Below are 25,122 nucleotides of genomic sequence, written 5' to 3' on the forward strand. Positions count from 1 at the left end.
GATGATTGATGATTGATGATTGATGATTGATGATTAATACCTAATTAATAATTAAGTTATAACTCATTTTAATTAAAAACGCGGACCGACTAATGCAGTCATGCCGCGTTTTTTATTTAAGCTCTTTCCCCTGCACACTCAGTACACTCGGGCGCTTTAGTTAATTTAAACTGCTGCTGCGCTAAACTTAGTCCATCAAAACGAATAAACTGACTGCCTTGATGATGGCCCAGCAAGATATTAACTGCCAACAGTGCTTGCATCGAGCCAATGACACCTAACAACGGACTAAGCACGCCCGCGTTACTGCAATTAAGCGCTTGCTGTTGCGGTTGTGCTCCAAATATACACCCGTAACAAGGGCTCTGTGGCTGGCGAAAATCAAAACACATCAGCTGCCCTTCACTCGCTATTGCCGCCCCCGACACCAGTGGAATACCCAGTGCCAAGCATTGCTGGTTTACTACATAGCGAGTGCTGAAGTTATCGCTGCAATCAAGTACTAAGGTTGCGCCAGTAAAAACTTGTTCAGCATTTTCAGTGGTTAGTTTTGCACTTACTGTGTTGATCTTGATTTGATTATTTAAGCTGCTTAATACTTTGCCCGCAGCGCTGACCTTATCTTGCCCTAAATGATTTACTTTATAGAGCACTTGGCGCTGTAAATTTGAAAGCTCAACCTTATCATCATCTAACAAGCTTAATTCGCCAATGCCAGCCGCAGCTAAATACAGTAATGCGGGGCTGCCTAACCCCCCCGCTCCAATTACCACAACGTGAGCGGCTTTGAGCTTTAATTGCCCTTCAAAGCCGACTTCTTTAAGCATTAAATGACGACTGTAACGTAACTGCTCTTTGTCAGATAAAGATCCTTTTATTGCCTCACTCATTGCTATTAATAGCCATTTGTAAATCGGCAATCGCCTGTTGATAGTCACTGGCCTCACTAATAGCCCTAACAACAGCTACACTGCCAACACCGGTTGCAGCAACCTCGCCCGCTCGTGCTAAATCAATGCCACCAATAGCTACCGTTGGGTAATCACTCATTAACGGCACAAAATGCTTTAACTTTTCAAGCCCTTGAATTTGCCCTGTCATATCTTTGGTCGTGGTTGGGTAAATAGCGCCAAACGCCATATAACTCGGGCGGTAATTATGAGCGCGCAGCATTTCATAAAAACCATGGGTCGAAATCCCCAAACGCATGCCCGACTCTTTAATGGCCACCAGATTAGCCTCAAGTAAATCTTCTTGACCTAAATGCACACCATAGGCGCCATGTTTGATCGCCAGCTGCCAATGATCGTTGATATACACATTGCCATCGTACTTTTTACCAAGTGTGACCGCCGCAGCAATAGCGTGTTCAAGCTCTTCTTCGCTGGCGTTTTTCATTCTCAGTTGTACAGTTTTAACGCCTTGCGCTAAGCACTTTTCTAACCAATCGAGACTATCAACCACCGCATATAAACCAAGCTGTTTGTTTTCACACTCAGTAAAACCTGCCGCCATAGTAAATTCGTTTGGTTGTTCAAAATCCAGCTCATCACCCAGCCAACTGCCCGCTTCAATGACTTGTGGGTAATCATCAAGATTATCGGGAAAGCTCGTTTGTGCCACAGGGCCAATTCCTTCACCATAACGAACCGCAGCTTTTAAGCCTTGATTTATATAGGCTTTGGCTAAAATAAAGGCATCTTTAAGCGGGTAACCTTTCGCTAAACACGCTGCAATCACTGACGCCAAACTACAACCGGTACCATGGCTGTGCGGCGTTTGAATTTTTTCGTTACCAAGCCAATATTCATTACTGCCATAAGAGCTGGCATCACTGCAGTAATCAATGCAATATCCGCTTGGATAATCCCAATGGCCACCTTTGATCAGCACCGCTTTTGCGCCCCAGCTTTGCAGCTTTTGCGCAGCCTCGATCACAGCACTGGGACCAATTAAATATATCCCAGTGAGCAACTGCGTTTCATGGGTATTGGGGGTGATCACATCCACCAGCGGCAATAAGCATTCTTTAATTGCGCTAACGGTATCTTCTTCTGTCAGTAAGTCACCACTGCTAGCAATGGCCACCGGATCATATACAACCAAAGGCGCAACCGGCCAAGTGGCTTTATAATGTTTTAGATGCTCACTGATCAATTGAATTTGCTGCACATTGGCAAGCATACCAATTTTAATAACACGGGCTTTCATGTCGCTTTCAAGGGCGAGTAATTGCGACTCAATAACATCGGTTGAAATCGGGTTAAGTGCTTCAACGCCTAGGCTGTTTTGCGCAGTCAATGCGGTGATCGCTGTACAACCATGGACGCCAAAACTTTGCATCGCTTTAATATCCGCCTGAATACCTGCACCACCACCAGAGTCAGAGCCAGCAATTGTCCAAACAACATGATTCATAGTTACGTATTTCCTAATTTTTTACTTCATTTATTACTGTTGATGCCAAAATGGCATACCCATAGTGGGCGTAGATGGCGCAGCGACGTCTTTTTCTGGCATCGCCTTTGCTCGGTAAGCAAAACGACCCGCATCAACGGCTGCTTTAAATGCATGACTCATGGTAACAGGGCAGCCCGCCCCTGCAATAGCCGAATTCAATAACACCGCATCATAACCTAATTCAAGCGCTTGGCAGGCGTGTGATGGTAAGCCAAGGCCAGCATCAACAATCAATGTGGTATCGGGTAAGCGCTCCCGAATAGTTTTTAAGTTATATTTATTTAACAAGCCCTTACCTGTGCCAATAGGCGCTCCCCACGGCATCAGTACTTCACACCCTGCATCAGCTAAACGCTGACATAACACTAAGTCGTCAGTACAATAAGGTAATACTTTAAAGCCTTCGGCTAATAAAATCTGTGTCGCTTCCAGTAATGCAAATGGATCTGGTTGCAGGTTATAATCATCACCAATCAACTCAAGTTTTATCCAATCGGTAGCAAACACTTCGCGGCACATTTGTGCCAGTGTAATTGCTTCATTGACACTGTGACAGCCTGCAGTATTGGGTAGAATTTTTAAGCCCGTATCTTTGATCAATTGCCAAAAGTCATCTCCTGCGGCGGCACTTTGTTGACGTCGTAATGACACAGTAACAATCTGCGCGCCAGAGGCAACAATCGAATCGGCCATAACCGCAGGTGATGGATAAAGTGCTGAGCCAATTAATAACCGACTAGTGATCTGCTCACCATAAATACTGAAACTATCTGATATTACGCTACTCATATTAGCCACCTTGGATCGGTGACAGTAATTCAATGCTATCGCCTTCGTTAAGTAAGGTAGTATCACATTGACTACGCGGTATAAATTGACCATTAAGCGCCACTGCAAAAGGCTCTTTTGCTGCAAACTGCGTCAAACCTTGGGCTATATTGGCGTTATCTGCTAACTCAAAATGTTGACCATTAATTGTTATTTTCATACTTACTTTCATAATAAGCCTTATTTTATCCGTGCAATGGCATCGGCCACTAAACTCGGTGCGAGTAAATAACCATGACGATATAAGCCATTAATGCTGATCACATTTTGCTGCTGGGAAACCTGCGGGCGATTATCACTAAATGCAGGACGCAGGCCGGTTTGAATATTCAACACTCGCGCCTCAGCAAAACCACTGTGTACTGTGTACGCTGCTGACAACAGCTCAAGAGTCGAACGCACAGTGGCAGCCCCCTTATCTTGTGATTCAATTTCTGTCGCGCCAATTACGTATTGATGATTTGGCTTCGGAGCAATATAAATAGGATAACGCGGGTGCATTAACCGCACTGGCCGCGTTAAATTAACCTCAGGGGCGTACAAACGCACTACTTCACCACGCACTCCGCGTAGCTTACACGCTGCGCTTTTAGCGCCAAGGCCACGGCAATCAATAATATAATCAAACGATTGCTGTAGATTTAGCGATGTTACATCAACCTGTTGTGCAAACTTAAAGCTCACATTACGCTGCCTTAGAGTGTTAAAACTAGCTTGATAAAAAGCCTGATTATCAATTTGCCCTTCGCAAGGTAAATACACACCTTGGTTAAAACGCCCTGTAAGCTCTGGCTCTAATTCAGCAATATGTGCCCCTGTTAACTGATGTCCTTGATGTTCAGCTAAAGGCTTTAAACGCAGTATAAAACTTTGTAAGTCACCTTTATCTTGCTGGTGTGCAACCACAAGTGTGCCTTGCTGTTGGAAAAACACCGCTTCATCAAGTTGCGCTAAAATTCTCGGCCAACGCTTTATTGAATCCAGCCCCATCAAGGCCAAGTCTTGCTCGCAGAATACAGATTCAGCCAGTGGTGCAAGCATCGCCGCTGCCACTCTTCCTGCACTATCAAGCGCTTGTTCGTCACCCGCTTCATAAACAGTTACCCGATGCTGTAAACTCAACTCAAGCGCCGTTAAACGGCCCGTTAAACCAAACCCCACCACCGCAATATTGTAAGACATGAGAATCCTTAATTCAGTTTTCTAGCTACAAGAGTAAAGTTAGCGAGCTTTTCACTCGCCAACTCTCTAACTCGCTAACTAGTTTTTAAACCGCTTTATGATAAATCTCTGAGCCGCTTTGTTTAAATTCGGCTGATTTAGCTTGCATCTCGGCTTCAACATCGACCATTTTGATCTCAATAGCATCACCTACGTTGTTAGGATCTATGCCTCTGGCTTCTAGATCTTTAGCGTATTCTCTTACTTCTTGGGTGATTTTCATTGAGCAGAATTTTGGCCCACACATAGAGCAAAAATGCGCTACTTTGCCAGATTCTTGTGGCAGTGTTTCGTCATGGTATTCACGAGCACGAACAGGGTCTAAACCAATATTAAATTGGTCATGCCAGCGGAACTCAAAACGCGCTTTTGATAACGCATTATCACGCTCTTGCGCTCCGGGATGACCTTTGGCTAAATCGGCGGCATGAGCGGCAATTTTATAGGTGATCAGCCCTTCTTTTACGTCTTCTTTATTTGGTAAGCCTAAATGCTCTTTTGGTGTGACATAACACAGCATTGCACAGCCATACCATGCAATTTGCGCAGCCCCAATACCAGAGGTGATATGGTCATAGCCTGGGGCGATGTCAGTTGTCAGCGGGCCAAGGGTGTAAAAAGGTGCTTCGTCGCAATGCTTAAGCTGCTCTTGCATATTGGCTTTGATCATATGCATTGGCACATGCCCTGGGCCTTCAATAAACACTTGTACATCGTGTTTCCACGCGATTTTGGTCAGCTCACCTAACGTACGCAGTTCACTAAATTGCGCGTCATCGTTGGCATCTGCAATTGAACCAGGACGCAGGCCATCTCCTAATGAGAAACATACATCGTACTGTTTCAAAATCTCACAAATATCTTCAAAATGAGTATAAAGGAAGTTTTCTTTATGATGCGCTAAACACCATTTCGCCATAATTGAACCGCCGCGCGACACAATCCCAGTGACACGTTTTGCCGTCATTGGAACGTAGCGTAATAACACCCCAGCGTGAATAGTAAAGTAATCCACCCCCTGCTCGGCTTGTTCAATTAGAGTATCGCGGAAAATTTCCCACGTTAGATCTTCGGCAACCCCATTTACTTTTTCAAGCGCTTGATAAATAGGCACTGTACCAATTGGCACTGGTGAGTTACGTACTACCCATTCACGAGTTTCATGAATATAACGACCCGTTGATAAATCCATAACTGTGTCAGCGCCCCAGCGGGTTGACCAGACCATTTTTTCAACTTCTTCTTCAATAGATGAGCTAACTGATGAGTTGCCAATATTAGCGTTCACTTTCACTAAAAAATTGCGCCCTACAATCATCGGCTCGGTTTCTGGGTGATTAATGTTGTTAGGTAAAATCGCACGACCACGGGCAATTTCATCACGCACAAATTCAGGAGTGATAAACTCAGGGATACTCGCACCAAACGACTCGCCTTGGTGCTGCTGTGCTAATAACTCTTTTTGAAGTTGCGCACGGCCCATGTTTTCACGAATTGCGACATATTCCATTTCCGGTGTGATAATACCTTGGCGAGCATAATGCATTTGCGTGACATTTTTACCGGCTTTAGCGCGGCGAATTTTTGGGAGATGCTCAAAACGAATATGATCAAGGCCTTCATCTGCCATGCGTTGCTGAGAAAACTGCGAGCTGACTGAGCCTAAAATTTCAGTATCGCCACGGCTTTCAATCCACTGTTCGCGGTACTTATCCAGCCCTTTACGAACATCTAGAGTAAAATCAGGATCTGTGTATGGGCCTGACGTATCATAAACACGCAGTGGTGCATTTGATTCGTACACTGGGTTTTCATCGGTGCCACCGATAAAGGTATCACTCAAAGTAATTTCACGCATACCAACACGCACATTATCTTGCGTACCTTGTACATAAACTTTGTGTGAGCTTGGAAATGGTTGCCCAGTAAGGTTATAAATATAATCTGATGCAGCCGCACGAGTTTCGCGGCGAGACGGTTTATTTGATGTGTTTGACATGACTTACCTCATTGCTAAAAGGGTTGTCTTGTCAGATACTGCTGTGCGATAAAAAGCAACGCAATAGAGAGTAGCAAATGCTACATGGATCGTAGATTGGTGTTACAAAAAAGCACTACCAACCTTGGCAGCCACAGTGCTTATGCCCAAAACTGGCGCACAAGCACCCGTTTTAGGCAGCTTGTTCCCTACGCAGGTGTTAGCCTGATCAGGTTCACGGATCCCGCTTTCGCGATCTCAGCCTTTAAGTTAAAAACTCAAGGCACTCCGACAAGTAAAATTCTATATATTGTTCGCTAACGAGTGTACGTTAGATATTGCGAGCCTGCAAGAGATCAACTTGCGGGAATAAACGCAAATGTTTGCTCGCCATTTAAAACCAATTGTTGATCTTGAATTTGCAGTGGCACACCTTGCTTTAACGCATTTAAAAACTGCTGTTCAAACTCGTCCAATTTATCTCCGCATGATTTACGGGTCATACCTAATTTATTCACCGTTAAATGATTATCATCAAGTTGACCTTCACCAAAAAATTTATTACAACCAGCAAAGCCATTGACTTGCAGGGCTTCAATAAAACTTAATGATGCTGAATATGATGCAGGGATTGCTAAACCATCAACCCGTGATAGTTGCCACTTAGTGTATTTTAATTGCTCACTGGTGACTGTCCCTGTCGATGAGCAGCCAATACATAAACCGATTATAAGCATCGGGATTGCTGCTAATTTCATGTAATTACTAACCTAAAACTCAATTGCAACATGATAACAATAAATAACAGTTTATACCGTTAATAATGCATGTTTTTAATGTAAAAAAATGTTCTAAGATAGTAAAAAAGGTGGCACCGGAAAATTACTCAGACTTAAATAGTAGATCAACTTGCTCGGGCAAAAATGGCCGACCTAGATCATTCACCGCGGTGCCAATCACCAGTGCCTTTAACATCACTTTTTCATCATGCTTTCGTACCACGGTTTGTCGAAAGCCAAACTTTAAGCGACTAATACGCTCAGGCTCTACAGCAACATAAAACTCATCGCCGGGCATTAGTGATTGCTTGTAATCCATCTCGCTACGCATTACGACTAAATTAATTTTATCGCGAGTAAGCTGAGCAAAATCAACCCCATTCGCATGCAAAAACTCATGGCGCGCATGCTCTAGGTAATTAAAATACACACTATTATTTACAATGCCTTGTAAATCGCATTCGTAGTCGCGTACTTTAAAGTCAACTTTAAAGGTCATATTTGTATTCCTTATTATGTATACTGTGCGCGTTTATAGCACATAAATATAACTGGTATCACGACTTTAATGAGAATAGTTGCTATCATGCAAGTCCTTAAAATGGAGTTAAGTAATAGAATGAAACTACGCCTGTCTTTAATTACTGCCGCGCTTTTACCTTTGATAAGCGCCCCAGCTTTTGCTGAAGATACTGATCTTGAAAAAATACTCGTCACCGGAGACTTTCAAAAAGAAAGCATTCAAACCCTTAGTGCCAGTGCCAGTTTATTTAGCGAACGCGAAATTAATGACCGAGGCGCTAGTTTTCTAGACGAAATGCTTGCCAGTGCTGCCAACGTAAATTTTACCGCTGGTGCTTCTCGTGGCCGTTACATCCAAATTCGTGGGGTTGGTTTACGCTCACAATTTGTTGACCCTATTAACCCTTCTGTTGGCTTAGTGATTGATGGCATTAATTATTCAGGGTTAGGTGGTAGTTCATTACTGTTTGATGTTAACCAAGTTGAGATTTATCGCGGTCCGCAAGGTACTCGCTTTGGTGCTGATGGTATGGCTGGTATGATCCAAATGGAATCAGCCGATCCAACTTTTGATCCAAGCGTCAAAGTGCAGCTAGGCGCAGGTAACTACAACAGTTATGAAGCCGGTGTTGCCGCAGGTATTGGTATTACAGACAGCACCGCAGTGCGCGCTAGTATTTATCAACGTGAGTCTGATGGTTATGTTGATAACCTATATTTAAACGAGTCAACACAACAGCAAGATGAACTGGTTAGTCGTTTTAAACTACACAGCCAACTTACAGATCACCTTCGCACAGAATTAAGCGTTCATTATATTGATATCAATAACGGCTATGATGCATTTACGCTTGATAATAGCCGTAATAGTGTAGCCGATAACCCAGGCCAAGATAACCAAGAAAGTATCGCGATAGGTCTTGCCAACATCTACACTGGCTTTGATTGGTTTGATGTCAGTTTAAACTTATCAGGTATTGATAGTGATTTAGTTTATAGCTTTGATGAAGACTGGGTATGTAACGATATTAATAAGCCGCAGTTATGCGGTGCAGGACTGCACCCCGATGGTTATAGCTCAACCGATAGCTACTTTCGAGATCGTCAAGACCAGGCTGCTGAACTGCAATTTAATGGCAAAGGTGGTAACTGGGTTACGGGACTTTATTATCAAGCCCGTAATGTTGATTTAGAACGCCAATACACTTGGCTTGCAGCTCCATTCGCTTCAACTTATGAAACTAGTAATACCGCAATTTACGGCCAACTAGCAACGCCGATTGGTAATAAAACCACCTTAATAACAGGCTTACGCGTTGAGCAATACCAAGGTGATTACACCGATAATAATGGTTTTATTGAAAGTACTGATGATGTGATGGTCGGTGGTAAACTTGCCCTTGAGTATCAAGTCATTGACCGTACCATGATTTATACCAGCCTAACTCGTGGTTACAAAGCAGGAGGGATTAACTCAGAAGCACTCGCCAAAGCGAAAGATGACGGTTTAAATCTTGATGCTGATTTCTTTAAAAACCACACTAGTTTCGCACCAGAGTACCTATGGAGTGGTGAATTTGGCGTTAAAGGTAGCTCTTTAGATGAGAAATTTATTCTGCGCTTAGCGGCCTTTTATATGTATCGCGAAGATATGCAGTTAAAAGCCTGGAAAGTGGAAGACCAAAAGTTTACTGGTTATATTGATAACGCCAGCTCAGGAGAGAATTACGGCCTTGAAATTGAAGGCAGTTACCAATTAACTGATGACTTATTTTTCACCGGTAGCGCTGGTTATTTACATACTAAAATCAATGACTTTGTCGCTCAATCTGGTCTAGATCAAGATGGTCGCGAGCAATCACAAGCGCCTAAATACCAGTATGCATTCACGGCTCGCTATAACTTTACTGATGAGTTATTTGCTACAATCGGCATTGAAGGTAAAGATAATTATTACTTCTCAGATAGCCACAACTCGCAGGCACCGAACATTAATTTAGTTAATTTAACTGCTGGTTACGAGGCTGAGCAATGGTCAATTCGCGCTTGGGCACGTAACGTGTTTGATGAAGAAGTACCTACACGTGGTTTTGAATTTGGTAACGACCCACGCGAAGGGTATGCAACTCATACATACACTCAGCTTGGCGAACCAATGGTTGCCGGCGTCACATTTATCTACGAGTTATAAAAACGAGTTTCAAGGGATAAGTTAAAAGGTAAAAGCTAGATTACTTTTACCTTTTCTTAACCTTGAATCTTGAGCCTTTTAAGCCCTGCCTACATCAAACGCGATGACTTCTTTTATCGTGTTTTTTTGCGTTGCTAACATCACTAACCTATCAACCCCTAATGCTACTCCTGCGCATTGTGGTAAACCATGCTCAAGAGCGGCAATTAAACGGGTGTCCATAGGCACTTGTGTTAAGTTATTCGCTTTGCGGTATGCATTATCTTCAGTAAAACGTTTAGCTTGCTCCTGTGCATTGGTGAGCTCATTAAAACCATTCGCCAGCTCCATGTTCTGATAATAAAGCTCAAACCGCCCAGCGACTCTAATATCATGCTCACAAATACTCGCCAGTGCGGCTTGCGATGCAGGAAAATGATAAATAAAACAAGGTTTTTGTTGGCCAATTGTTGGCTCAACTTTCATACAAAATAATAATTGTAGTAACGTATCACGGTGGGTTTCATGCTTAGCGATATCAGCAAACCCCTGTTCACAGGCAAGTGTTTGTAACTGTTCAATAGTGGCACTGAGCGGATCAAGTCCTAATGCTTTGGTAAAAGCATCTTGATAGGTTAAACGCTCTGCAGGTGGAACATTTAAGATAAGCTGCATTAATTCATCAATTTCATCCATCAGCGCAAACTCATCAAACCCAGGGCGATACCATTCCAACATAGTAAACTCAGGATTATGATGGCTGCCCGCCTCTTCGTTACGAAATGCCTTACAAATTTGGTAAATAGCACCACTGCCGGCTGCCAATAATCGCTTCATGGCAAATTCTGGTGATGTTTGTAAGTAAAGCGGTAAGCCTTTAGCGAAACCGGGGCCAATAAACTGCGTTTTAAAACTCGCTAAATGAACATCAGTAACACTCGCTGCACTTAAACTAGGCGTATCAACTTCCATAACGTGGCGTTGGTAAAAGAATTCCCGAATAGTGCGTAAAATTGCGGCTCGTTGTGCCAAAGTATTTACTTGTGCGCTTGGTTGCCAAAGATCTGCTGACATATTTTCTCCAAAAAAAATCCCAGCTTAAGCTGGGATTTATTAAGCTATATTAAAGTTACTTAACACGGCTTACATATTCGCCGTTACGGGTGTCGACTTTAATTACTTCACCGATTTGTACGAATAATGGTACACGCACAACAGCACCAGTACTTAGCGTTGCTGGCTTACCACCAGTACCTGCTGTGTCGCCTTTAAGACCAGGATCTGTTTCAGTGATCTCAAGCTCTACAAAGTTAGGTGGTGCAACAGCTATTGGATTGCCGTTCCACAAAGTAATAGTACATACATCATTTTCAACTAACCATTTACCAGCATCGCCAAGCGCTTTTTCATCAGCTGCGATTTGTTCAAATGTTTCGTTATTCATGAAATGCCAAAATTCACCATCAGTGTAAAGATACGCAAGATCGGTATCCATTACATCAGCACCCTCTACTGACTCACCTGATTTAAAAGTTTTTTCAAGTACTTTGCCAGAGATAAGTTTACGAATACGAACACGGTTAAACGCTTGGCCTTTACCAGGTTTTACCATTTCATTTTCTAAAATACTGCAAGGCTCGCCGTCCATCATAATTTTTAGGCCGCCCTTGAACTCGTTGGTGCTATAATTCGCCATCGTTTCCTCTATCTAATAATTTCGAGTAATCTACCTACCAATGATACAAAGAAATGAAGCAAATTTGCATATAAACTGGCAAAAAGAATTAGCTAATGTTGTTACTTGCCCAAGCACCTTGCTAGAAATGCTAGGTTTATCAAGCATGGCCGACGAAAAAGACCTCAAAGCACGAGCTCTTTTCCCGGTACGTGTGCCTGTGCCTTTTATCAAAAAAATGCGTTATGGCGATATAAATGACCCATTACTGCTGCAAGTCATGCCGCGCCACCAAGAGTTTATCGCTAAAACAGGTTTTGATAAAGATCCATTAAAAGAGCAAAACAACGCTCAACCAGGATTATTACATAAATATAAATCCCGAGTTTTAGTGATGTTTAAAACTGGTTGCGCCGTTAATTGCCGTTATTGCTTTCGTCGCCATTTTCCATACCAAGAAAATCAGCTAAATAAACGCAGCTTAATTGCAGCGCTCGATTACATAAAATCGGATGCTAATATTAACGAGGTGATTTTAAGTGGTGGTGATCCGTTAATGGCCAAAGACGACGCAATTAGTTGGTTTATGGATGAGCTTGAACAATTACCACAAATTAAACGAATGCGAATTCATAGCCGCCTACCGGTGGTGATCCCATCTCGCATTACTGACCAATTGTGCGAACGTTTTGCAAAGTCTCCACTTAAAATTGTGTTTATTAATCACATTAACCATGGCAACGAGATTGATGATGATTTTAAAGTGGCAATGCAAAAACTCAAAAAGGTAGGTGTCACATTGCTCAATCAAGCGGTGCTATTAAAAGATGTAAATGATACCAGCGAAGCGCAAGTCGCATTAAGCGAAGCGTTATTTGATGCCGACGTACTGCCTTATTATTTATATTTACTTGATAAAGTTGAAGGAGCGAGTCATTTTGATATCAACGAATCACAGGCACGCAAAATCATTGCCGAAATGCTTATCGCATTGCCAGGATTTTTAGTACCAAAGCTGATGCGCGAAATCGGCGGTCAAAAAAGTAAAACGCCGATTGACCTCAAGCTTTTATAAACACAAGGCTTAAACGTATACGTTAACGTTATTGCCAAGCGAAGCTGTAACTGATTTTGCTGGCGTTTGTGCAGCGCTCGAACTAGCGGCACCTTCAATGAGTGCCAGTGCTGCTGCACCATCCGCTTTTTGCTGTTTTTTTGCCAATGCTGCGCTGTATACTTCGCCACTTTGACCCGCGCCACTCATGGCCGGTAGATTTCCACCTGATATATTCATAGCTCATACCTGACTTTTTAGTTTATTACCCGTATTATATCGGCATTGCGGTCTAAAGCTTTAGGAAAAAAATGGATTCAATTATTGAACAACTCAATGCCAACTTAAAAATTGTTTATCGTCAGTCACTTGACGCAGATAAAAAATTAGATGAGTTGCAACAACAAGGCTTAGGTAAATTTACAGCGTTATTTCCTGCCGATGCTGGTTTTACCTTTGAAGCAAAACGCTTCAAACCTTATGTGTTAGATGTAGCTGCAGATGTAGAAAGCTTAAGTTCAGAAGGTTTGAGTGAAGAAAAGCTAAAAACCACTGTTATTAAATTACAACAGTTACTGCAATTACTCGCAACGTTCAAGTAACTAAAAAAGCGCTAACATTAAACTTTAGCGCTTTTTACTGTTAATTTAGCTTGGGGTGACAACTGGCAGTAATTCTTTATCAAACCAATCAGTGATCAAACGTTTTTCATAGTAAAACTGTTCATCACGGCCCATTTTAATTTTATCCATAAAGCCCATATCTTTTAATTCGACTTTATCGCTTTGACTAATCACGTTACCGTCTTTATCAGTAACCGAATATTGAAACTCAATGCGTGGAAAATAAATTGGTTTTACAATACGTAAATCATTCATACCGCCAAAGCGTACATCACCGGCTAAATCCAGCTCAGTCACTTCAACATTAAACTTATATCCTTCGGGCAACTTTTCTGCCAGTTTATTAAAGTGCTTTTCGAAACTGCTCGCTACATGTTTATGGTATGAGCCTTTAGGTTCATTTGAAGGACGTACATCACGGTAGTCATTGAAGTCTTGCCATTTAACGACAGCTTCTCCTGCTTGAGAAAATACCGGCAGCATAACTAACATAGCCATCGCTACTTTTTTAAATGTATTCATTGTCTATCTCCAAAATGCCCGTGGGCTAATGTAGTTGAAATAATAGCATTAACAACTTAACTATAGCTTAATACTATTCACCATCATTGTTATCATTTACGTAAAACATGTAACCAGACACCAGTTAACTATGATTAATTGATACCGTAACATCATGGAGCAACAAAAAGATCAGATAAAGCATGTATTGAAGTGCTATTTATGATGAAATTACAACTATACACCTTCACCTTATATATGGAGATTTCATGACAATTTTAGTAACAGGTGGCGCGGGATACATAGGCTCACACACTGTTGTTGAATTATTACAACAAGATAATGATGTTGTTATCATTGATAATTTAAGCAACTCGAGTGTGGAATCACTTGAGCGTGTAAAAAAAATCACTGGTAAAACTGTGCACTTTTATCAAGGTGACATCCTTGATAAAACATTTTTGGCCAGCGTGTTTGCAAAACATACAATTGAGAGTGTTATTCATTTTGCCGGTTTAAAGGCTGTCGGTGAATCAATGGTGAAACCCATTGAGTATTACCAAAATAACGTGCAAGGTACGCTGACTCTCGTTGATGCTATGCGCGATGCAGGTGTGTTTAAACTCGTATTTAGCTCATCGGCAACAGTATATGGTGATCCAGCAAGCCTGCCAATTCAAGAAGATTTCCCGGTAGGTGGCACTACTAATCCGTACGGCACATCAAAACTGATGGTTGAAATGATGTTACAAGACATCGCTAAATCAGATGAGCGCTTTGCATTTGCAATTTTGCGTTACTTTAATCCCGTAGGTGCGCACGAGTCAGGCCTAATTGGTGAAGATCCCAATGGTATTCCAAACAACTTATTACCTTACATCGCGCAAGTGGCAGTGGGTAAATTAAAGCAGCTGGGTATCTTCGGCGATGACTATGATACGGTTGATGGTACTGGTGTGCGTGATTACATCCATGTTGTTGACTTAGCGCTTGGTCATTTAAAGGCACTTAATAAAATAAACCAAGATACCGGTGCCCATGTTTACAATCTTGGCACCGGTAATGGTTATTCGGTGCTACAAATGCTCAACGCATTTAGCAAAGCCTGTGGTAAAGATATTCCGTATCAGGTATCACCTCGTCGCCCAGGTGATATTGCAGCTTGTTATGCTGCGCCTGAAAAAGCCCTTAGTGAACTTGATTGGCAAGCAGAGCGTGGTATCGATGTGATGATGCAAGATACGTGGCGTTGGCAAAGTAATAACCCAAATGGGTATAAATAGCTAAACTTAAACCAGCTTCAATAAGCTGGTTTTTTTATATTTTTTGAAATAAAAAGTCTCGTTTACCACTCTTTTACAGTATCTATATTTAATCACCTATAAAAAATGCAACCAACCTATACTCGTTTCAGTATTCATTCACTGCTAATTATTAGCTTATCGCTATTGGGTCTTAGTCTCTTATTAGGAGCAGGGGTAAATAATGTGCATGCTATTTTCAATTTTTATCAATTAGCCAATGTAATCCCTAAAACTGGGCAATCAATACTCGCAGGAGTGGCTTTTTTAGTAACCGCTTTATTTATTATTTTAAGTTTAAAACAATCACGTTTTCAGACCCCTGCTTTTGTTAGCCTGATCACTGTTGCCGTTATACCGCTTGTTACCTTATTAAGTGAAAGCCGCTGGATGACTGACTTAGGTGGCTTCCCAATTATAGGCTCTGGGCAAGGTATAATTAAGTACACCGCACTTGTTTCTCTCGCTATTTACCTTTATAAACCGCAGCGCTTGTCAGCTCAAGGCATGGCAATTTTGAACTTCTTTCCTGTTGCATTAGTGCTTATTTGGATTGGTGGTATGAAATTTTACGAGTTTGAAGCAAATGGAATTATATCACTGGTATCAACCTCTATTTTTATGTCTTGGTTATATACCTTATTTTCAGTGCAAACAGCGTCTAATCTAATTGGTGCGTACGACATCTTTTTTGCTTTAGCACTCGCTCTGGCTATCATTAAAAAGCATCCATTAGCCATTTATGTTGCGGCTTTTGGCTGCAGTGCCGTATTTTTAATGACGCAGACATTTTTATTCTCAGCTGAAGGAGCTTTTGACAGCTCAACACTACTTGCAAGATTAGGCCTTTTTGTTATTAAAGACTTATGGTTTATCGCAAATTTACTGGTAATTGTTAGCTTTGCAAAAAAGAGTCTTAATTAACTACTATTTCAATAACATATTTAATAATGTGCATTGTAAGATCTAAAAAGCGCTATCACTTAACCAATCGTGGTAGCGCCTTATAAATATATACTTTTATATTTTGAGTTTAAATACACATCACTACAACCTTTTTACGTCTGTGCCCATTGCCTTAATAAATTATGATACACGCCAGTTAACCTAACAATCTCAGGGCTATCGCTGACTTTTTCGCGCAAGCTTTGAATCGACATATCCAACTCAAATAGCAAACCACGCTTTTCATCGCTATTAACCATGCTCTGCAACCAAAAAAATGAAGCTAAACGTCGCCCCCGAGTTACGGGAGTGACTTTATGTAAACTGGTTGATGGATACAACACCATGCTACCTGCAGGGAGTTTTACTGTGTGAGAGCCATAAGTATCTTCAATAACGAGTTCGCCACCATCATAGTCTTCTGGTTCGCTCAAAAATAACGTCATTGATAAATCCGTACGAATTTTCACTGGTGTGCCAGGTACTTGTCGAATCGCATTATCAACATGAATACCAAACGATTGGCCACCTTGGTAACAGTTAAATAAAGGTGGAAAAATTTTTGCAGGCAACGCCCCTGACATAAATAGATCACTGCGAGCCAGAGCCCCCATAACTATATCACCGAGCTCTTTGGCTGCAGCGCTTTGCTCAGGTAATTGTAAGTTATTTTTGGTCTTCGTTGATTGATAACCTGCGGTAACACTGCCATCAGTCCATTGCGCGGCCAATAAAACATTACGGCAATAAGCGACTTCATCAGCACTAAGCAAGTCTGGTATTTTTAATAGCATGGAAGTTCCCAAATCTTAAAAAAACAGGCTAATAAGCATTAACCTGTTTAATAAGCTTTAACCTATTCAACAAACATTAATTTGTAATTAGAAAGAATAACTAGCCGTTAGTGTAAAATAACGACCTTGACCAGGAATAAAGTGTCCGCCACCTAGTTTATCTTCATAATCTTCATCCGTTAAATTCTCACCATTAAACTGAATGCTTAACTGCTCAGTTGCTTGATAAGAAAGCATCATATCGAACAAAACATAACTGTCGGCTTTACGACTGGTCGCTGAATTACCATTATAACGCTCACCAATATATTGTGCGCCAAAACCTGCAGCTATCGCGTCGCTAAAGTCATATCGAGCCCAAACACTGTAGCTATTTTTAGGTGCTCGAGCCAAGTTATGCCCAACATCACCATCAACCGTAGATTCAGTAACTTCGCTATCTTGATAGCTATAAGAACCGATGATACTTAATTCATCGGTGATAATACCTGTTGCAGACAACTCTAAACCTTGCACTCGTTGCTCACCATCAAGCACTTCAACACCACGCTGATCACTATTAGGATCATCCACGCGCGCATTAGTTTTAACCGTTCTAAAAATAGCGGCACTGGTCATCAACTTATCATCAAGTAAATTCCATTTAGTGCCTAACTCATAGCTTTGGCTCTTCTCCGGATCTAACTCACTTGAATTACCACGAGTAGATACTGCAATGCCTTCAGCCGATGGGTTATACGAGTTACCTGCACCAAAGTAAATGCTGCTATTTTGACTTGGCTTATATACAGCAGATGCGTTCCAACTAGTCATGGTATCGCTAGTTGAGATCGTTAATGCTGGATCCTTGTAATCATACTGATAATCGCTATCGTACTGCTCTGAACGTAAACCCGCAGTTAATTGCCAATATTCATTAAATGTAATTGTATCAAATGCATAAATTGCACGGGTTTTAGCAACCGCTTCAGTACTAGTGCCATCACGACCATACTGACCAGTGTAAGGTAAATAAGCATCTGGGTTGTATAAGTCATTCAGCGCTGGTTCGTTCTTTAAATTATCAGCTACCAATGCAGTCACATTCCAACGGCTAAATGTCTCGTTAGTTAATTCAACACCAGTAACCACATTATGTTTTACACCAGCAAAATAGTACTCACCAACTAAATCAAGTTGCAGTGTAGCCAATTCATTGCGCGTATCGCGATTTTTAACGTCGCTCATTCTGATATCAGTTGTTGTTTTTACATCAATAAAACGCGGCGCTGTCACTGTATCTTTTCGCTCTACACGACCAATGCGACCTTGGGCACGTAGCGTGGTTGTTTGCGACAAGTCATACTCGTACTTTGCAGTTGTTGAATACGCTTCGATATCTTCAAAATCACGATATACGTTACCGTAAAAATTAGTGAAATTCACCGGTGGCGCTGCATTTTCGCTACCAGCAAGTTCAGCAACAGGGCTAGAACCAACCCACGGAATACCGTAATCAGACATATTATCTTGATTCTGATAATCAGCATTAAGATTAAAACGGCTATTGGTTCCTAAACCAGTCGCAAACGAAACCGCGACTGCTTGTTTTTCTTTTTCAACATGATCACGCCCAGCAACATCCCCTTTATCAACCAGTAAATTGACACGTAACGCTGATGTTTCAGCCACTTTAAAGTTACTATCTATTTGCGCGCGGTAATCACTCTCTGTGCCTAAACGCAGCGAAGCATCATTAAATTCATCCAACGTCGCCGTTTTTGTAGTTAAGTTAATACTACCACCCGTTGAACCTCGACCTGTTGTTGCTGAACTTGGGCCTTTTGCAACTTCGATTTGCTCAACGTTATAAGTATCACGGTCGTACCCGGCAATATCACGAATACCATCGATAAAAATATCATTGGCAGCACTAAAACCACGAATAGATAAACTGTCACCAGCTGGCGCACCGCCTTCACCCGCCGCCAATGAAATACCCGAAACATTACGTAACGCATCTTGCAAACTATCTACATTTCTATCTTTCATCACAGCTTTGTTAATAACCGTTATTGATTTTGCAGTATCAACCAACGGCTGGGTGTTCTTTATTGATGATGATTTTTCAACTTTATAGCTTTGTTCCGATTGCGTTTTTGCTTTGGTTACTGATAGCTCTTGTATATTTTCAGCTCCTTGAGCAGACGCCCAAGTTGATAAAGTTGCGGTAACAAAAGCAGCCAGCGGTTTTATATAAGTTCGGCGTTTATTAGTCATTTTACCCATTTTAGCTCCATTAGCAGGGAACTTGCTAACACGTTGTTTTTGTAGCAAGTCATTTAAGCACGTTGATTTAAGTTCGGCGGAATCCTAGCACTGAGTAATATTAATGTAAATGCGAAATGTTATCACTTGTATTATTTTATCAATCATTGTACTATTTTTCACACTTTTAAACTTACGTAACGCGACTGTAAATGCACAGTAAACTTGGGGGCATGAGTGGCGTAAAAAATTAAGTTTAAGCGCTTAAAAATCAAGGTTTTTTAATTTTATAAAGTTAAAGCCAGAGCTTGGCTTTGTACTGTAAATGGTTATTACTTTTAGGGCATTACTTAGCATATGCAACGTTTTATAAAATCTGTTGGGGCAGTTATTTTACTAAGCTCATTCTCAAGCTTAGCTGATCCGGTTAGCGAACTTGAAAACCTCGTTAATCAGTGGTTACAAATAGAACAACAAACTAGTGAGTTAGAAACACATTGGCTAGAAAAAAAAACCTCGATGCAACAAACATTAATCTTACTTGATGCAGAGCAAGTACAACTCAAACAGCTAAACCAAAATCGTCAAAAGAACACCTCTGAGCTGGCAGAAAAGCGCACTGCGCTAATTCAACAACAAAGCCAGCTTGAGACCGATGAAAACGCGCTCAATAGTCAATTAATCCAGCTCAGCCAGCAATTGCGCTCACTGCAAGTACAATTACCTCCCCCATTACTGGCGAGCTGGCAAAGTATTGGCGATCTAGATAACGAAAGCCTAGATGCGAATGAAAAGCTACAAATTGCTTTAAAAATGCTTGGCCAATTGGCTGATTTTCAAAACCGAATTTCAATTCATGAAATGGCAATCAGTAATAGTGAAGGTAAAGAAATATGGGTAAAACAGCTTTATTTGGGTGCCGCACAAGCATGGTTTGTTAGTAATGATTTAAGTTATGCGGGCATTGGCTTCCCTTCTGAGTTAGGTTGGCAATGGCAATTTGATACTGAGATTGATCGCGAGCAAATTGCCCACGGTATCGCTGTACAAGAAAAAAAACAAGCAGCTCACTGGCTTACCTTGCCTGTATTTAGCTATGCAGCTAAGGAGCTGACGCCATGAAACGATTCTGTACTTTTTGGTTTGTTACACTACTGAGTTTTAGCCAAGTAGTAACAGCCGCGACTGCGGATGCTGCCAAACAACAATTGCTAACGGATATTAAAACGGCGCAGAGCGTTTTAAATAAAGCACAACAGCGGATTGCCAAACAGCAAACCACTATGGCACAACAGATATTTGAAAAACAGCAAGCACTTAAAAAAGAGCGTGAGCAAGCGACACTCAATCGCCGTTTAGCTGATGAAGACACATTGAGTTTAACCCAGCTACAAACACGCTTAGATAGCTGGCAACAACAACAGCAATATCGGCTAAATTTACTCAACCGATTTACTCGTCAATACGCTCAGCAAGCGCAAAGTAAAAACGATCAACAAGCACTTTTGAATGATGTAGTCGCGGTGATAGAGCAGCAAACCGCGGCATTATATCCAGAGTTTAAAAAACAAAATATAGTATTGAAAAATGGCGAGCTCACCGCAGCTACAACATTACAAGTAGGTCCCGTGGCTTGGTTTAGTGTTGCACAGCCAAAACTAACCGGCCTGCTTTCATCAGCAGCTAACGCTGCAGTACCAAAAGTAGCTATAGTTCAATCACGTGATGAGAATAACCCATTTGATATCGCTTACTCACAAGTAAATACAAACTCAGCTAAGATCGCAGCTTCTTTAACATTTGATCCAAGTTTAACCCGCTTAGTTGCCAGTCAAGCGCAACAAGAAGGTGCAGTTGAACATCTTGAAAAAGGTGGCTTATGGGCAATCCCTATCATTTTATTTGCATGTTTTGCATTATTAATTGCGCTATTCAAGGCATATCAATTATTTAGCCTTAGTAAGATCAAAGCTGTCTCGACGCTGACTTTACAAACTGCGTTTGATCAACCTGAGCAACACAGCTTCAGCGGAATGCAAGCAACACTGTTTCAACTCTCTGTTGATAGCAACATAGGACAAATAAGAGATGACCAGTTATTTAATCAGCTGATGCATAATAAACACAAGCTTGATAACTACATTGGCGCAATCGCGATCACAGCATCGGTAGCACCGCTACTGGGCTTATTGGGCACAGTCAGTGGCATGATTGAAACATTCAAAATGATGACGTTATTTGGCTCAGGCGATCCAGAAGTGGTATCTGGTGGTATTGCCCAAGCTTTGATCACTACCGAGCTTGGCCTCGTTGTTGCCATACCAGCATTAGTACTCAATGCGCTACTATCGCGTAAAGCTAAAGCCTATTACACCCAACTTGAAGCGTTCGCACTGCAACTTAGTCAACTTGAGGTGAAAAATGTTTGAGCAACTGTTCGATAATTTTATCTGCTGGCTTATCATCCTATTAGCGCTATTTGTTTATCAGCTCATTTGGCACGATATCCTGCATTTAAAACAATATAAACTGCAACGCCAAGGTTACTGGCACGATGTCAGCTCTATTTTGACCGCTGCGCTGCCATTACTTGGTTTATTAGGCACCATTATTGGTTTACTCGATACATTTAAAGTGATGTCGCAAGGCGAAAACGAATTAATGAGCGAAGCGATAAGTAATGCTCTACTCACTACACAACTGGGGTTAGTCTGCGCAATTCCTGCATGGCTGATGCAAGCTTACTTGCTGTACGTAACACGTAACAGTGCTATCCAACAGCAAGCGAGCTAAGCCAATGCAAGCACGTTTAAAACAACGCCTAGAACAACAATCTGCGCATCATATTGATATGTCACCACTATTAGATGTGGTATTTATACTATTGATTTTCTTTATTGTAACCACCGTTTTCGTTCGCGAAAGTGGGGTCGAGGTTGATAAACCGCAAGCCGTCTCAGCAAGCAGATTAGAGCAACAAGTTATTTTTCTTGCCATAACTGATAGTCAGCAGGTTTACTTTGACGGTAGTCAAATTGGCGTGGCCGGTGTGCGCAGCAGCGTAGAGCAAATGCTAAAACAACAGCAAAGACCAGTAGTGATCCAAGCTGATAAAACCGTACCAACCGAGCTATTAGTAAAAGTAATAGACGAAGCAAAACTTGCTGGTGCAGCAACCGTTAACTTAGCGACCCAGCAATAATATGCAAAATAATATACTCGCATCACAACCTGCAATAGCGAATAAACGTCATCCGTTTTTTGCTTTTATGTTGAGCCTAACGGTACTTGCATGCGCATTAGTTTTACTTTGGCTTGGCCAAATAGCTGAGCACGTTATCAACGACAAAGTTATCGTTCGCGAAGTTGCTTTAGTGCCACTGCCTCCACCTCCGCCACCAACCGTGACGCAATCAGCTGTGACAGAGCCGATGCAAAGCCTCGTTGTCGAAGGTGCGGGTGTAACTATTCAAGCCATTAATATAAAAATTGAAAGTAAAATTTCGCTTAGTAAACCAACCCTTGCAAATATGCCAATTGCGACTCCTGAATTTCAATCTATCGACGTTAATTGGGATGCCTTTAGCTTAAATCAACTAGATGGTTTACCCACGCTACTCACTCCCGTAAAAGCAGTATTACCTAAAAAGTTAACTCGCCAAGGTGTGAGTACCTTCATCGTGAAGCTCGATGTTTTTATCGATGAAAATGGCCGATTAAGCTTAATTGATGTTATACAAAACCCGTACCCTGAGCTAAAGCCTGAAATAGATAAGATCATTAAGCAAAGTCGGTTTAGTTCACCAAAAAAAGACGGTGAAATAGTGAGAGCCAGATTTATTTGGCCCATTGAATTTAAACCTTAGTAAAGCCAGTATTTAAGTGAAAATACAATGAAAAGATTAACAACAAAAAAATGGTTAACGTGTTTAGCTATCGTGCCATTAACCTTTTATATGACTGCCAGCCAAGCAACCTCATTGCAGGTAAAACTACAGCCAAGCGATCCACACTGGCAGATGCTGATCAATAATAATTTACTGAGCCCAACAGATATAAAAATCGAAGCTAATGAACGCAGCTTCGCCCAGCAACTAAAACCACTATTACAACAAGGTAACTACCAAGCTGTTGCTGATCTATTTAAGCAACGTGAATTAGGTAACGATAGCCCTGCATTACAACTTTTACGTGGCCAAGTTTTGTTAACCTTAAAACAGTTTTCAGGAGCTGAGCAGGCGTTAAAGGCAAGTTTATCAAGCATGCCAGATTTAGTTAAAGCTCATCAAGGTTTAAGTCTGCTCTATATGCAGCAAGGTAATTATCACCAAGCACAGCCACATCTAACCCGTTGTATTGAACTTGGCCAAGCTGATGCGCAAGTCTATGCACAACTTGCCTATATTCATGTACAAGCTGAGCAACCTTGGAGCGCAACTGCAGCTTATCGTCAGGCATTAATGCTTGAGCCACAGCAAGCACAATATCAACAAGGGTTACTATTTTCACTAATTGCTGCAGGCGATCTAGGTCAAGCCCAAGCTCTGCTAAAAGAGCTATTAAATGCATCCCCTAACAATCCAGAGCTTTGGCTACAACGTGCACAAATTGCCTTACAACAAGACAACAATGAACAAGCTTTGGCAAGTATTGAAGTAGCTTTAAAGCTGGCACCTAGCAATGCAAGTAATCAATTACTTGCAGCACAACTTCATCTTACACAAGGTAGCTACTCACGCTCTGTTGAATTGTTAAGTAATGTATTAGCAAGCACTCAGCCACCTCAAATAGCAGAAGCTAGCGAGATTAGTATGCAAACCCTAAATTGGCTTATCGCACAAAAAAAATGGCAGCTAGCCAAGCAGCTCGTTTCGCAACTAAACCCTTTTATAAATAAGTTATCAAAACAATCCCGCGCAGAGTTTTCAGTTTATACCGCTCAGCTAGCAATTGAGCAAGGTAACTTTAAACAAGCTCAAAAGAGTTTACATAAAGCATTAACAATCGACCCAAATCTTGGCGATGCACTGTTAAGCCTGGCAAATATCTATCAGCAACAAAACCAACTGACACAAGCAAGGTTAATGTATGTACGAGCACAAGCTTTACCTGAGTACCAACTCTCTGCATGGTTAGGCCTCGCGCAAATTGAAATTGAAAATAAAAACTACAAAGAAGCATTAAGCCAGCTTAAAAAAGCACTTAACGCCAACCCACAAAGGCAAGACTTACTCACCAACATTCGCGCTCTTGAAGGACTGATCCAACGAGAAGGTTAATAGTTAATAGATTTATACCAATCGTGTTAAGTTACTGACCATTTATAGCGACAGATAAATACAGTGATAACAAGGCGTAAGTTTCGACATGTAGTTGTTATACTTGAATAAATTATAACGCAGTTAGCACTTTATTTAGCTCGCTAGAATGGTTAAATATTTAAGTCGATTGGTATAAACTACCCATCAACGATCACACCGTATGACGTCCCGCCTGCGTCGCTTTTGATATTAATTCCCATGTGTTGCGTCATGAAATCTTTATTGACGATAGGGCACTCAGCGCTTCTGTTTTACTATTACTTAGGCACACTACACCAAATAAGTATCCATACTCAAATTGCTTTAAAGGTAGATGCTCTGGGATGTGAAGGAGCGTTTGTTTGATGAATAGGAATACACATGCCGTGGAGCATAGGATTGCAAGAGCGGTCACTAGTGAGTTCGGCATGGGGTCTTGGCTTGGTGTTTTAACTTTGTTCCAGACGTAAAAAAGCCGCTTTATTTCTGAGCGGCTTTCTCAATTTAGATCCTGGCAATGTCGTGGTGCCTACAGCGGTAGAGAGCCACATAGCAAATGTATAGAGTAGGCTTTAGGCTCTTATTCTTTTCCTTTAACCTATTATACCAATCTGCATAAAGATTAAGTCAATTTTATCCAGTCTCTAGAGCATATGCTTTTAACCGTATCAGGAACAGAAATGAATTTATTCCACGCTTGCGAAACCTGTTCGACTATTTCTTC

25 protein-coding genes and 1 riboswitch are annotated in these 25,122 nt (G+C 41.5%); of the genes, 11 read left to right on the forward strand and 14 right to left on the reverse strand.

Translation table 11 applies throughout. From position 1 onward, the window contains the following. Nucleotides 1-116: 116 nt before the first annotated feature. The 8 genes from H5187_RS18805 to H5187_RS18840 all read right to left on the reverse strand — a co-directional run bounded on the left by H5187_RS18805 (nt 117) and on the right by H5187_RS18840 (nt 7,765). A complete protein-coding gene (locus H5187_RS18805) occupies nt 117-890 on the reverse strand; it encodes a HesA/MoeB/ThiF family protein (protein ID WP_182732512.1) in 774 nt (257 codons plus the stop codon). Then, entirely contained in the window at nt 883-2,418 is a 1,536-nt protein-coding gene (thiE, locus tag H5187_RS18810) for a thiamine phosphate synthase (protein ID WP_182798143.1), read from the reverse strand. Before thiE ends, H5187_RS18805 begins: the two co-directional genes overlap by 8 nt. Before the next feature lie 33 nt (nt 2,419-2,451). Next, nucleotides 2,452-3,249: a thiazole synthase gene (locus H5187_RS18815; RefSeq protein WP_149983249.1), complete on the reverse strand. Its 798-nt coding sequence runs from the start codon at nt 3,247-3,249 to the stop codon at nt 2,452-2,454. Nucleotide 3,250: 1 nt separating this feature from the next. After that, on the reverse strand, nt 3,251-3,448 hold the full coding sequence (gene thiS / locus H5187_RS18820) for a sulfur carrier protein ThiS (protein ID WP_145234634.1): 198 nt from the start codon (nt 3,446-3,448) through the stop codon (nt 3,251-3,253). A 20-nt stretch (nt 3,449-3,468) separates the two neighbouring features. Then, complete coding sequence (locus H5187_RS18825; protein WP_182740642.1) at nt 3,469-4,470, reverse strand: FAD-dependent oxidoreductase; 1,002 nt, start codon at nt 4,468-4,470, stop codon at nt 3,469-3,471. Nucleotides 4,471-4,555: 85 nt separating this feature from the next. After that, nucleotides 4,556-6,508: a phosphomethylpyrimidine synthase ThiC gene (gene thiC, locus H5187_RS18830; RefSeq protein WP_220491364.1), complete on the reverse strand. Its 1,953-nt coding sequence runs from the start codon at nt 6,506-6,508 to the stop codon at nt 4,556-4,558. 168 nt (nt 6,509-6,676) lie between these two features. Continuing rightward, nucleotides 6,677-6,788, reverse strand: a riboswitch (TPP riboswitch). Between the two features lie 55 nt (nt 6,789-6,843). Continuing rightward, on the reverse strand, nt 6,844-7,245 hold the full coding sequence (locus H5187_RS18835; RefSeq protein ID WP_281290953.1) for an META domain-containing protein: 402 nt from the start codon (nt 7,243-7,245) through the stop codon (nt 6,844-6,846). 124 nt (nt 7,246-7,369) lie between these two features. Beyond that, complete coding sequence (locus H5187_RS18840; protein WP_182718354.1) at nt 7,370-7,765, reverse strand: thioesterase family protein; 396 nt, start codon at nt 7,763-7,765, stop codon at nt 7,370-7,372. Between the two features lie 120 nt (nt 7,766-7,885). Here H5187_RS18840 and H5187_RS18845 point away from each other — a divergent pair, with 120 nt between their 5' ends. Then, the gene (locus tag H5187_RS18845; protein WP_182718364.1) at nt 7,886-9,979 is read left to right on the forward strand and encodes a TonB-dependent receptor; all 2,094 of its coding nucleotides are present in this window, start codon (nt 7,886-7,888) and stop codon (nt 9,977-9,979) included. Nucleotides 9,980-10,057: 78 nt separating this feature from the next. Here H5187_RS18845 and epmA read toward each other — a convergent pair whose 3' ends face one another. Both epmA and efp read right to left on the reverse strand, forming a co-directional pair. Then, on the reverse strand, nt 10,058-11,032 hold the full coding sequence (epmA, locus tag H5187_RS18850; RefSeq protein WP_145234622.1) for an elongation factor P--(R)-beta-lysine ligase: 975 nt from the start codon (nt 11,030-11,032) through the stop codon (nt 10,058-10,060). 55 nt (nt 11,033-11,087) lie between these two features. Next, nucleotides 11,088-11,654, reverse strand: a complete 567-nt coding sequence (gene efp / locus H5187_RS18855; protein WP_145234620.1) for an elongation factor P — start codon at nt 11,652-11,654, stop codon at nt 11,088-11,090. Between the two features lie 40 nt (nt 11,655-11,694). Here efp and epmB point away from each other — a divergent pair, with 40 nt between their 5' ends. After that, nucleotides 11,695-12,708, forward strand: a complete 1,014-nt coding sequence (gene epmB, locus H5187_RS18860; RefSeq protein ID WP_182794104.1) for an EF-P beta-lysylation protein EpmB — start codon at nt 11,695-11,697, stop codon at nt 12,706-12,708. Nucleotides 12,709-12,717: 9 nt separating this feature from the next. Here the strand turns inward: epmB and H5187_RS18865 are convergent, their stop codons facing one another. Beyond that, nucleotides 12,718-12,927, reverse strand: coding sequence for a hypothetical protein (locus H5187_RS18865; RefSeq protein WP_145234615.1), 210 nt, complete (start codon nt 12,925-12,927; stop codon nt 12,718-12,720). Between the two features lie 71 nt (nt 12,928-12,998). Here H5187_RS18865 and H5187_RS18870 point away from each other — a divergent pair, with 71 nt between their 5' ends. Beyond that, the gene (locus H5187_RS18870) at nt 12,999-13,289 is read left to right on the forward strand and encodes a prephenate dehydrogenase (RefSeq protein ID WP_182794103.1); all 291 of its coding nucleotides are present in this window, start codon (nt 12,999-13,001) and stop codon (nt 13,287-13,289) included. Nucleotides 13,290-13,334: 45 nt separating this feature from the next. Here the strand turns inward: H5187_RS18870 and H5187_RS18875 are convergent, their stop codons facing one another. Further along, complete coding sequence (locus H5187_RS18875) at nt 13,335-13,832, reverse strand: DUF3016 domain-containing protein (RefSeq protein ID WP_182794102.1); 498 nt, start codon at nt 13,830-13,832, stop codon at nt 13,335-13,337. Nucleotides 13,833-14,080: 248 nt separating this feature from the next. Here H5187_RS18875 and galE point away from each other — a divergent pair, with 248 nt between their 5' ends. Together galE and H5187_RS18885 are read left to right on the forward strand one after the other, a co-directional pair. After that, complete coding sequence (gene galE, locus H5187_RS18880; RefSeq protein WP_149983256.1) at nt 14,081-15,094, forward strand: UDP-glucose 4-epimerase GalE; 1,014 nt, start codon at nt 14,081-14,083, stop codon at nt 15,092-15,094. Nucleotides 15,095-15,298: 204 nt separating this feature from the next. Next, nucleotides 15,299-16,036: a DUF417 family protein gene (locus H5187_RS18885; RefSeq protein ID WP_310737473.1), complete on the forward strand. Its 738-nt coding sequence runs from the start codon at nt 15,299-15,301 to the stop codon at nt 16,034-16,036. Nucleotides 16,037-16,170: 134 nt separating this feature from the next. Here H5187_RS18885 and H5187_RS18890 read toward each other — a convergent pair whose 3' ends face one another. After that, nucleotides 16,171-16,851 (reverse strand): Fe2+-dependent dioxygenase, encoded by a 681-nt coding sequence (locus H5187_RS18890; protein ID WP_149983258.1) that lies wholly within the window; start codon nt 16,849-16,851, stop codon nt 16,171-16,173. Between the two features lie 87 nt (nt 16,852-16,938). Then, nucleotides 16,939-19,119 (reverse strand): TonB-dependent siderophore receptor, encoded by a 2,181-nt coding sequence (locus H5187_RS18895; protein WP_182718357.1) that lies wholly within the window; start codon nt 19,117-19,119, stop codon nt 16,939-16,941. A gap of 336 nt (nt 19,120-19,455) precedes the next feature. Here H5187_RS18895 and H5187_RS18900 point away from each other — a divergent pair, with 336 nt between their 5' ends. Genes H5187_RS18900 through H5187_RS18925 form a run of 6 tightly spaced genes read left to right on the forward strand, consistent with a single transcriptional unit; the run spans nt 19,456 to nt 24,377 of the window. Continuing rightward, a complete protein-coding gene (locus H5187_RS18900; protein WP_182798145.1) occupies nt 19,456-20,220 on the forward strand; it encodes a DUF3450 family protein in 765 nt (254 codons plus the stop codon). After that, nucleotides 20,217-21,527 (forward strand): MotA/TolQ/ExbB proton channel family protein, encoded by a 1,311-nt coding sequence (locus H5187_RS18905; protein ID WP_182762262.1) that lies wholly within the window; start codon nt 20,217-20,219, stop codon nt 21,525-21,527. Before H5187_RS18900 ends, H5187_RS18905 begins: the two co-directional genes overlap by 4 nt. Continuing rightward, a complete protein-coding gene (locus H5187_RS18910; protein ID WP_145234597.1) occupies nt 21,520-21,891 on the forward strand; it encodes a MotA/TolQ/ExbB proton channel family protein in 372 nt (123 codons plus the stop codon). Before H5187_RS18905 ends, H5187_RS18910 begins: the two co-directional genes overlap by 8 nt. 4 nt (nt 21,892-21,895) lie before the next feature. Next, entirely contained in the window at nt 21,896-22,300 is a 405-nt protein-coding gene (locus H5187_RS18915) for a biopolymer transporter ExbD (RefSeq protein ID WP_149983262.1), read from the forward strand. Between the two features lies 1 nt (nt 22,301). Continuing rightward, nucleotides 22,302-22,964 carry a hypothetical protein gene (locus H5187_RS18920; RefSeq protein WP_182740646.1) on the forward strand — a complete coding sequence of 221 codons (663 nt, stop codon included), beginning with the start codon at nt 22,302-22,304 and terminating at the stop codon, nt 22,962-22,964. Nucleotides 22,965-22,991: 27 nt separating this feature from the next. Further along, complete coding sequence (locus H5187_RS18925; protein ID WP_182798146.1) at nt 22,992-24,377, forward strand: lipopolysaccharide assembly protein LapB; 1,386 nt, start codon at nt 22,992-22,994, stop codon at nt 24,375-24,377. Nucleotides 24,378-25,122 lie beyond the last annotated feature (745 nt).

The organism is Pseudoalteromonas sp. SG44-1, assembly GCF_014164315.1.
GTDB classification, from domain to species: Bacteria; Pseudomonadota; Gammaproteobacteria; order Enterobacterales; family Alteromonadaceae; genus Pseudoalteromonas; species Pseudoalteromonas rhizosphaerae.

Bases quoted from the DNA above. Each gene is read 5' to 3' on its own strand.
- thiS (WP_145234634.1), bottom strand. From the start codon at position 3,448: ATGAAAATAACAATTAATGGTCAACATTTTGAGTTAGCAGATAACGCC.
- H5187_RS18870 (WP_182794103.1), top strand. From the start codon at position 12,999: ATGGATTCAATTATTGAACAACTCAATGCCAACTTAAAAATTGTTTAT.
- H5187_RS18920 (WP_182740646.1), top strand. From the start codon at position 22,302: ATGCAAAATAATATACTCGCATCACAACCTGCAATAGCGAATAAACGT.
- H5187_RS18915 (WP_149983262.1), top strand. From the start codon at position 21,896: ATGCAAGCACGTTTAAAACAACGCCTAGAACAACAATCTGCGCATCAT.
- H5187_RS18805 (WP_182732512.1), bottom strand. From the start codon at position 890: ATGAGTGAGGCAATAAAAGGATCTTTATCTGACAAAGAGCAGTTACGT.
- efp (WP_145234620.1), bottom strand. From the start codon at position 11,654: ATGGCGAATTATAGCACCAACGAGTTCAAGGGCGGCCTAAAAATTATG.
- galE (WP_149983256.1), top strand. From the start codon at position 14,081: ATGACAATTTTAGTAACAGGTGGCGCGGGATACATAGGCTCACACACT.
- H5187_RS18840 (WP_182718354.1), bottom strand. From the start codon at position 7,765: ATGACCTTTAAAGTTGACTTTAAAGTACGCGACTACGAATGCGATTTA.
- H5187_RS18925 (WP_182798146.1), top strand. From the start codon at position 22,992: ATGAAAAGATTAACAACAAAAAAATGGTTAACGTGTTTAGCTATCGTG.
- H5187_RS18910 (WP_145234597.1), top strand. From the start codon at position 21,520: ATGTTTGAGCAACTGTTCGATAATTTTATCTGCTGGCTTATCATCCTA.
- epmA (WP_145234622.1), bottom strand. From the start codon at position 11,032: ATGTCAGCAGATCTTTGGCAACCAAGCGCACAAGTAAATACTTTGGCA.
- H5187_RS18825 (WP_182740642.1), bottom strand. From the start codon at position 4,470: ATGTCTTACAATATTGCGGTGGTGGGGTTTGGTTTAACGGGCCGTTTA.
- H5187_RS18845 (WP_182718364.1), top strand. From the start codon at position 7,886: ATGAAACTACGCCTGTCTTTAATTACTGCCGCGCTTTTACCTTTGATA.
- H5187_RS18865 (WP_145234615.1), bottom strand. From the start codon at position 12,927: ATGAATATATCAGGTGGAAATCTACCGGCCATGAGTGGCGCGGGTCAA.
- thiE (WP_182798143.1), bottom strand. From the start codon at position 2,418: ATGAATCATGTTGTTTGGACAATTGCTGGCTCTGACTCTGGTGGTGGT.
- H5187_RS18895 (WP_182718357.1), bottom strand. From the start codon at position 19,119: ATGGGTAAAATGACTAATAAACGCCGAACTTATATAAAACCGCTGGCT.
- H5187_RS18890 (WP_149983258.1), bottom strand. From the start codon at position 16,851: ATGCTATTAAAAATACCAGACTTGCTTAGTGCTGATGAAGTCGCTTAT.
- H5187_RS18835 (WP_281290953.1), bottom strand. From the start codon at position 7,245: ATGAAATTAGCAGCAATCCCGATGCTTATAATCGGTTTATGTATTGGC.
- H5187_RS18900 (WP_182798145.1), top strand. From the start codon at position 19,456: ATGCAACGTTTTATAAAATCTGTTGGGGCAGTTATTTTACTAAGCTCA.
- H5187_RS18815 (WP_149983249.1), bottom strand. From the start codon at position 3,249: ATGAGTAGCGTAATATCAGATAGTTTCAGTATTTATGGTGAGCAGATC.
- H5187_RS18905 (WP_182762262.1), top strand. From the start codon at position 20,217: ATGAAACGATTCTGTACTTTTTGGTTTGTTACACTACTGAGTTTTAGC.
- H5187_RS18875 (WP_182794102.1), bottom strand. From the start codon at position 13,832: ATGAATACATTTAAAAAAGTAGCGATGGCTATGTTAGTTATGCTGCCG.
- epmB (WP_182794104.1), top strand. From the start codon at position 11,695: ATGATACAAAGAAATGAAGCAAATTTGCATATAAACTGGCAAAAAGAA.
- thiC (WP_220491364.1), bottom strand. From the start codon at position 6,508: ATGTCAAACACATCAAATAAACCGTCTCGCCGCGAAACTCGTGCGGCT.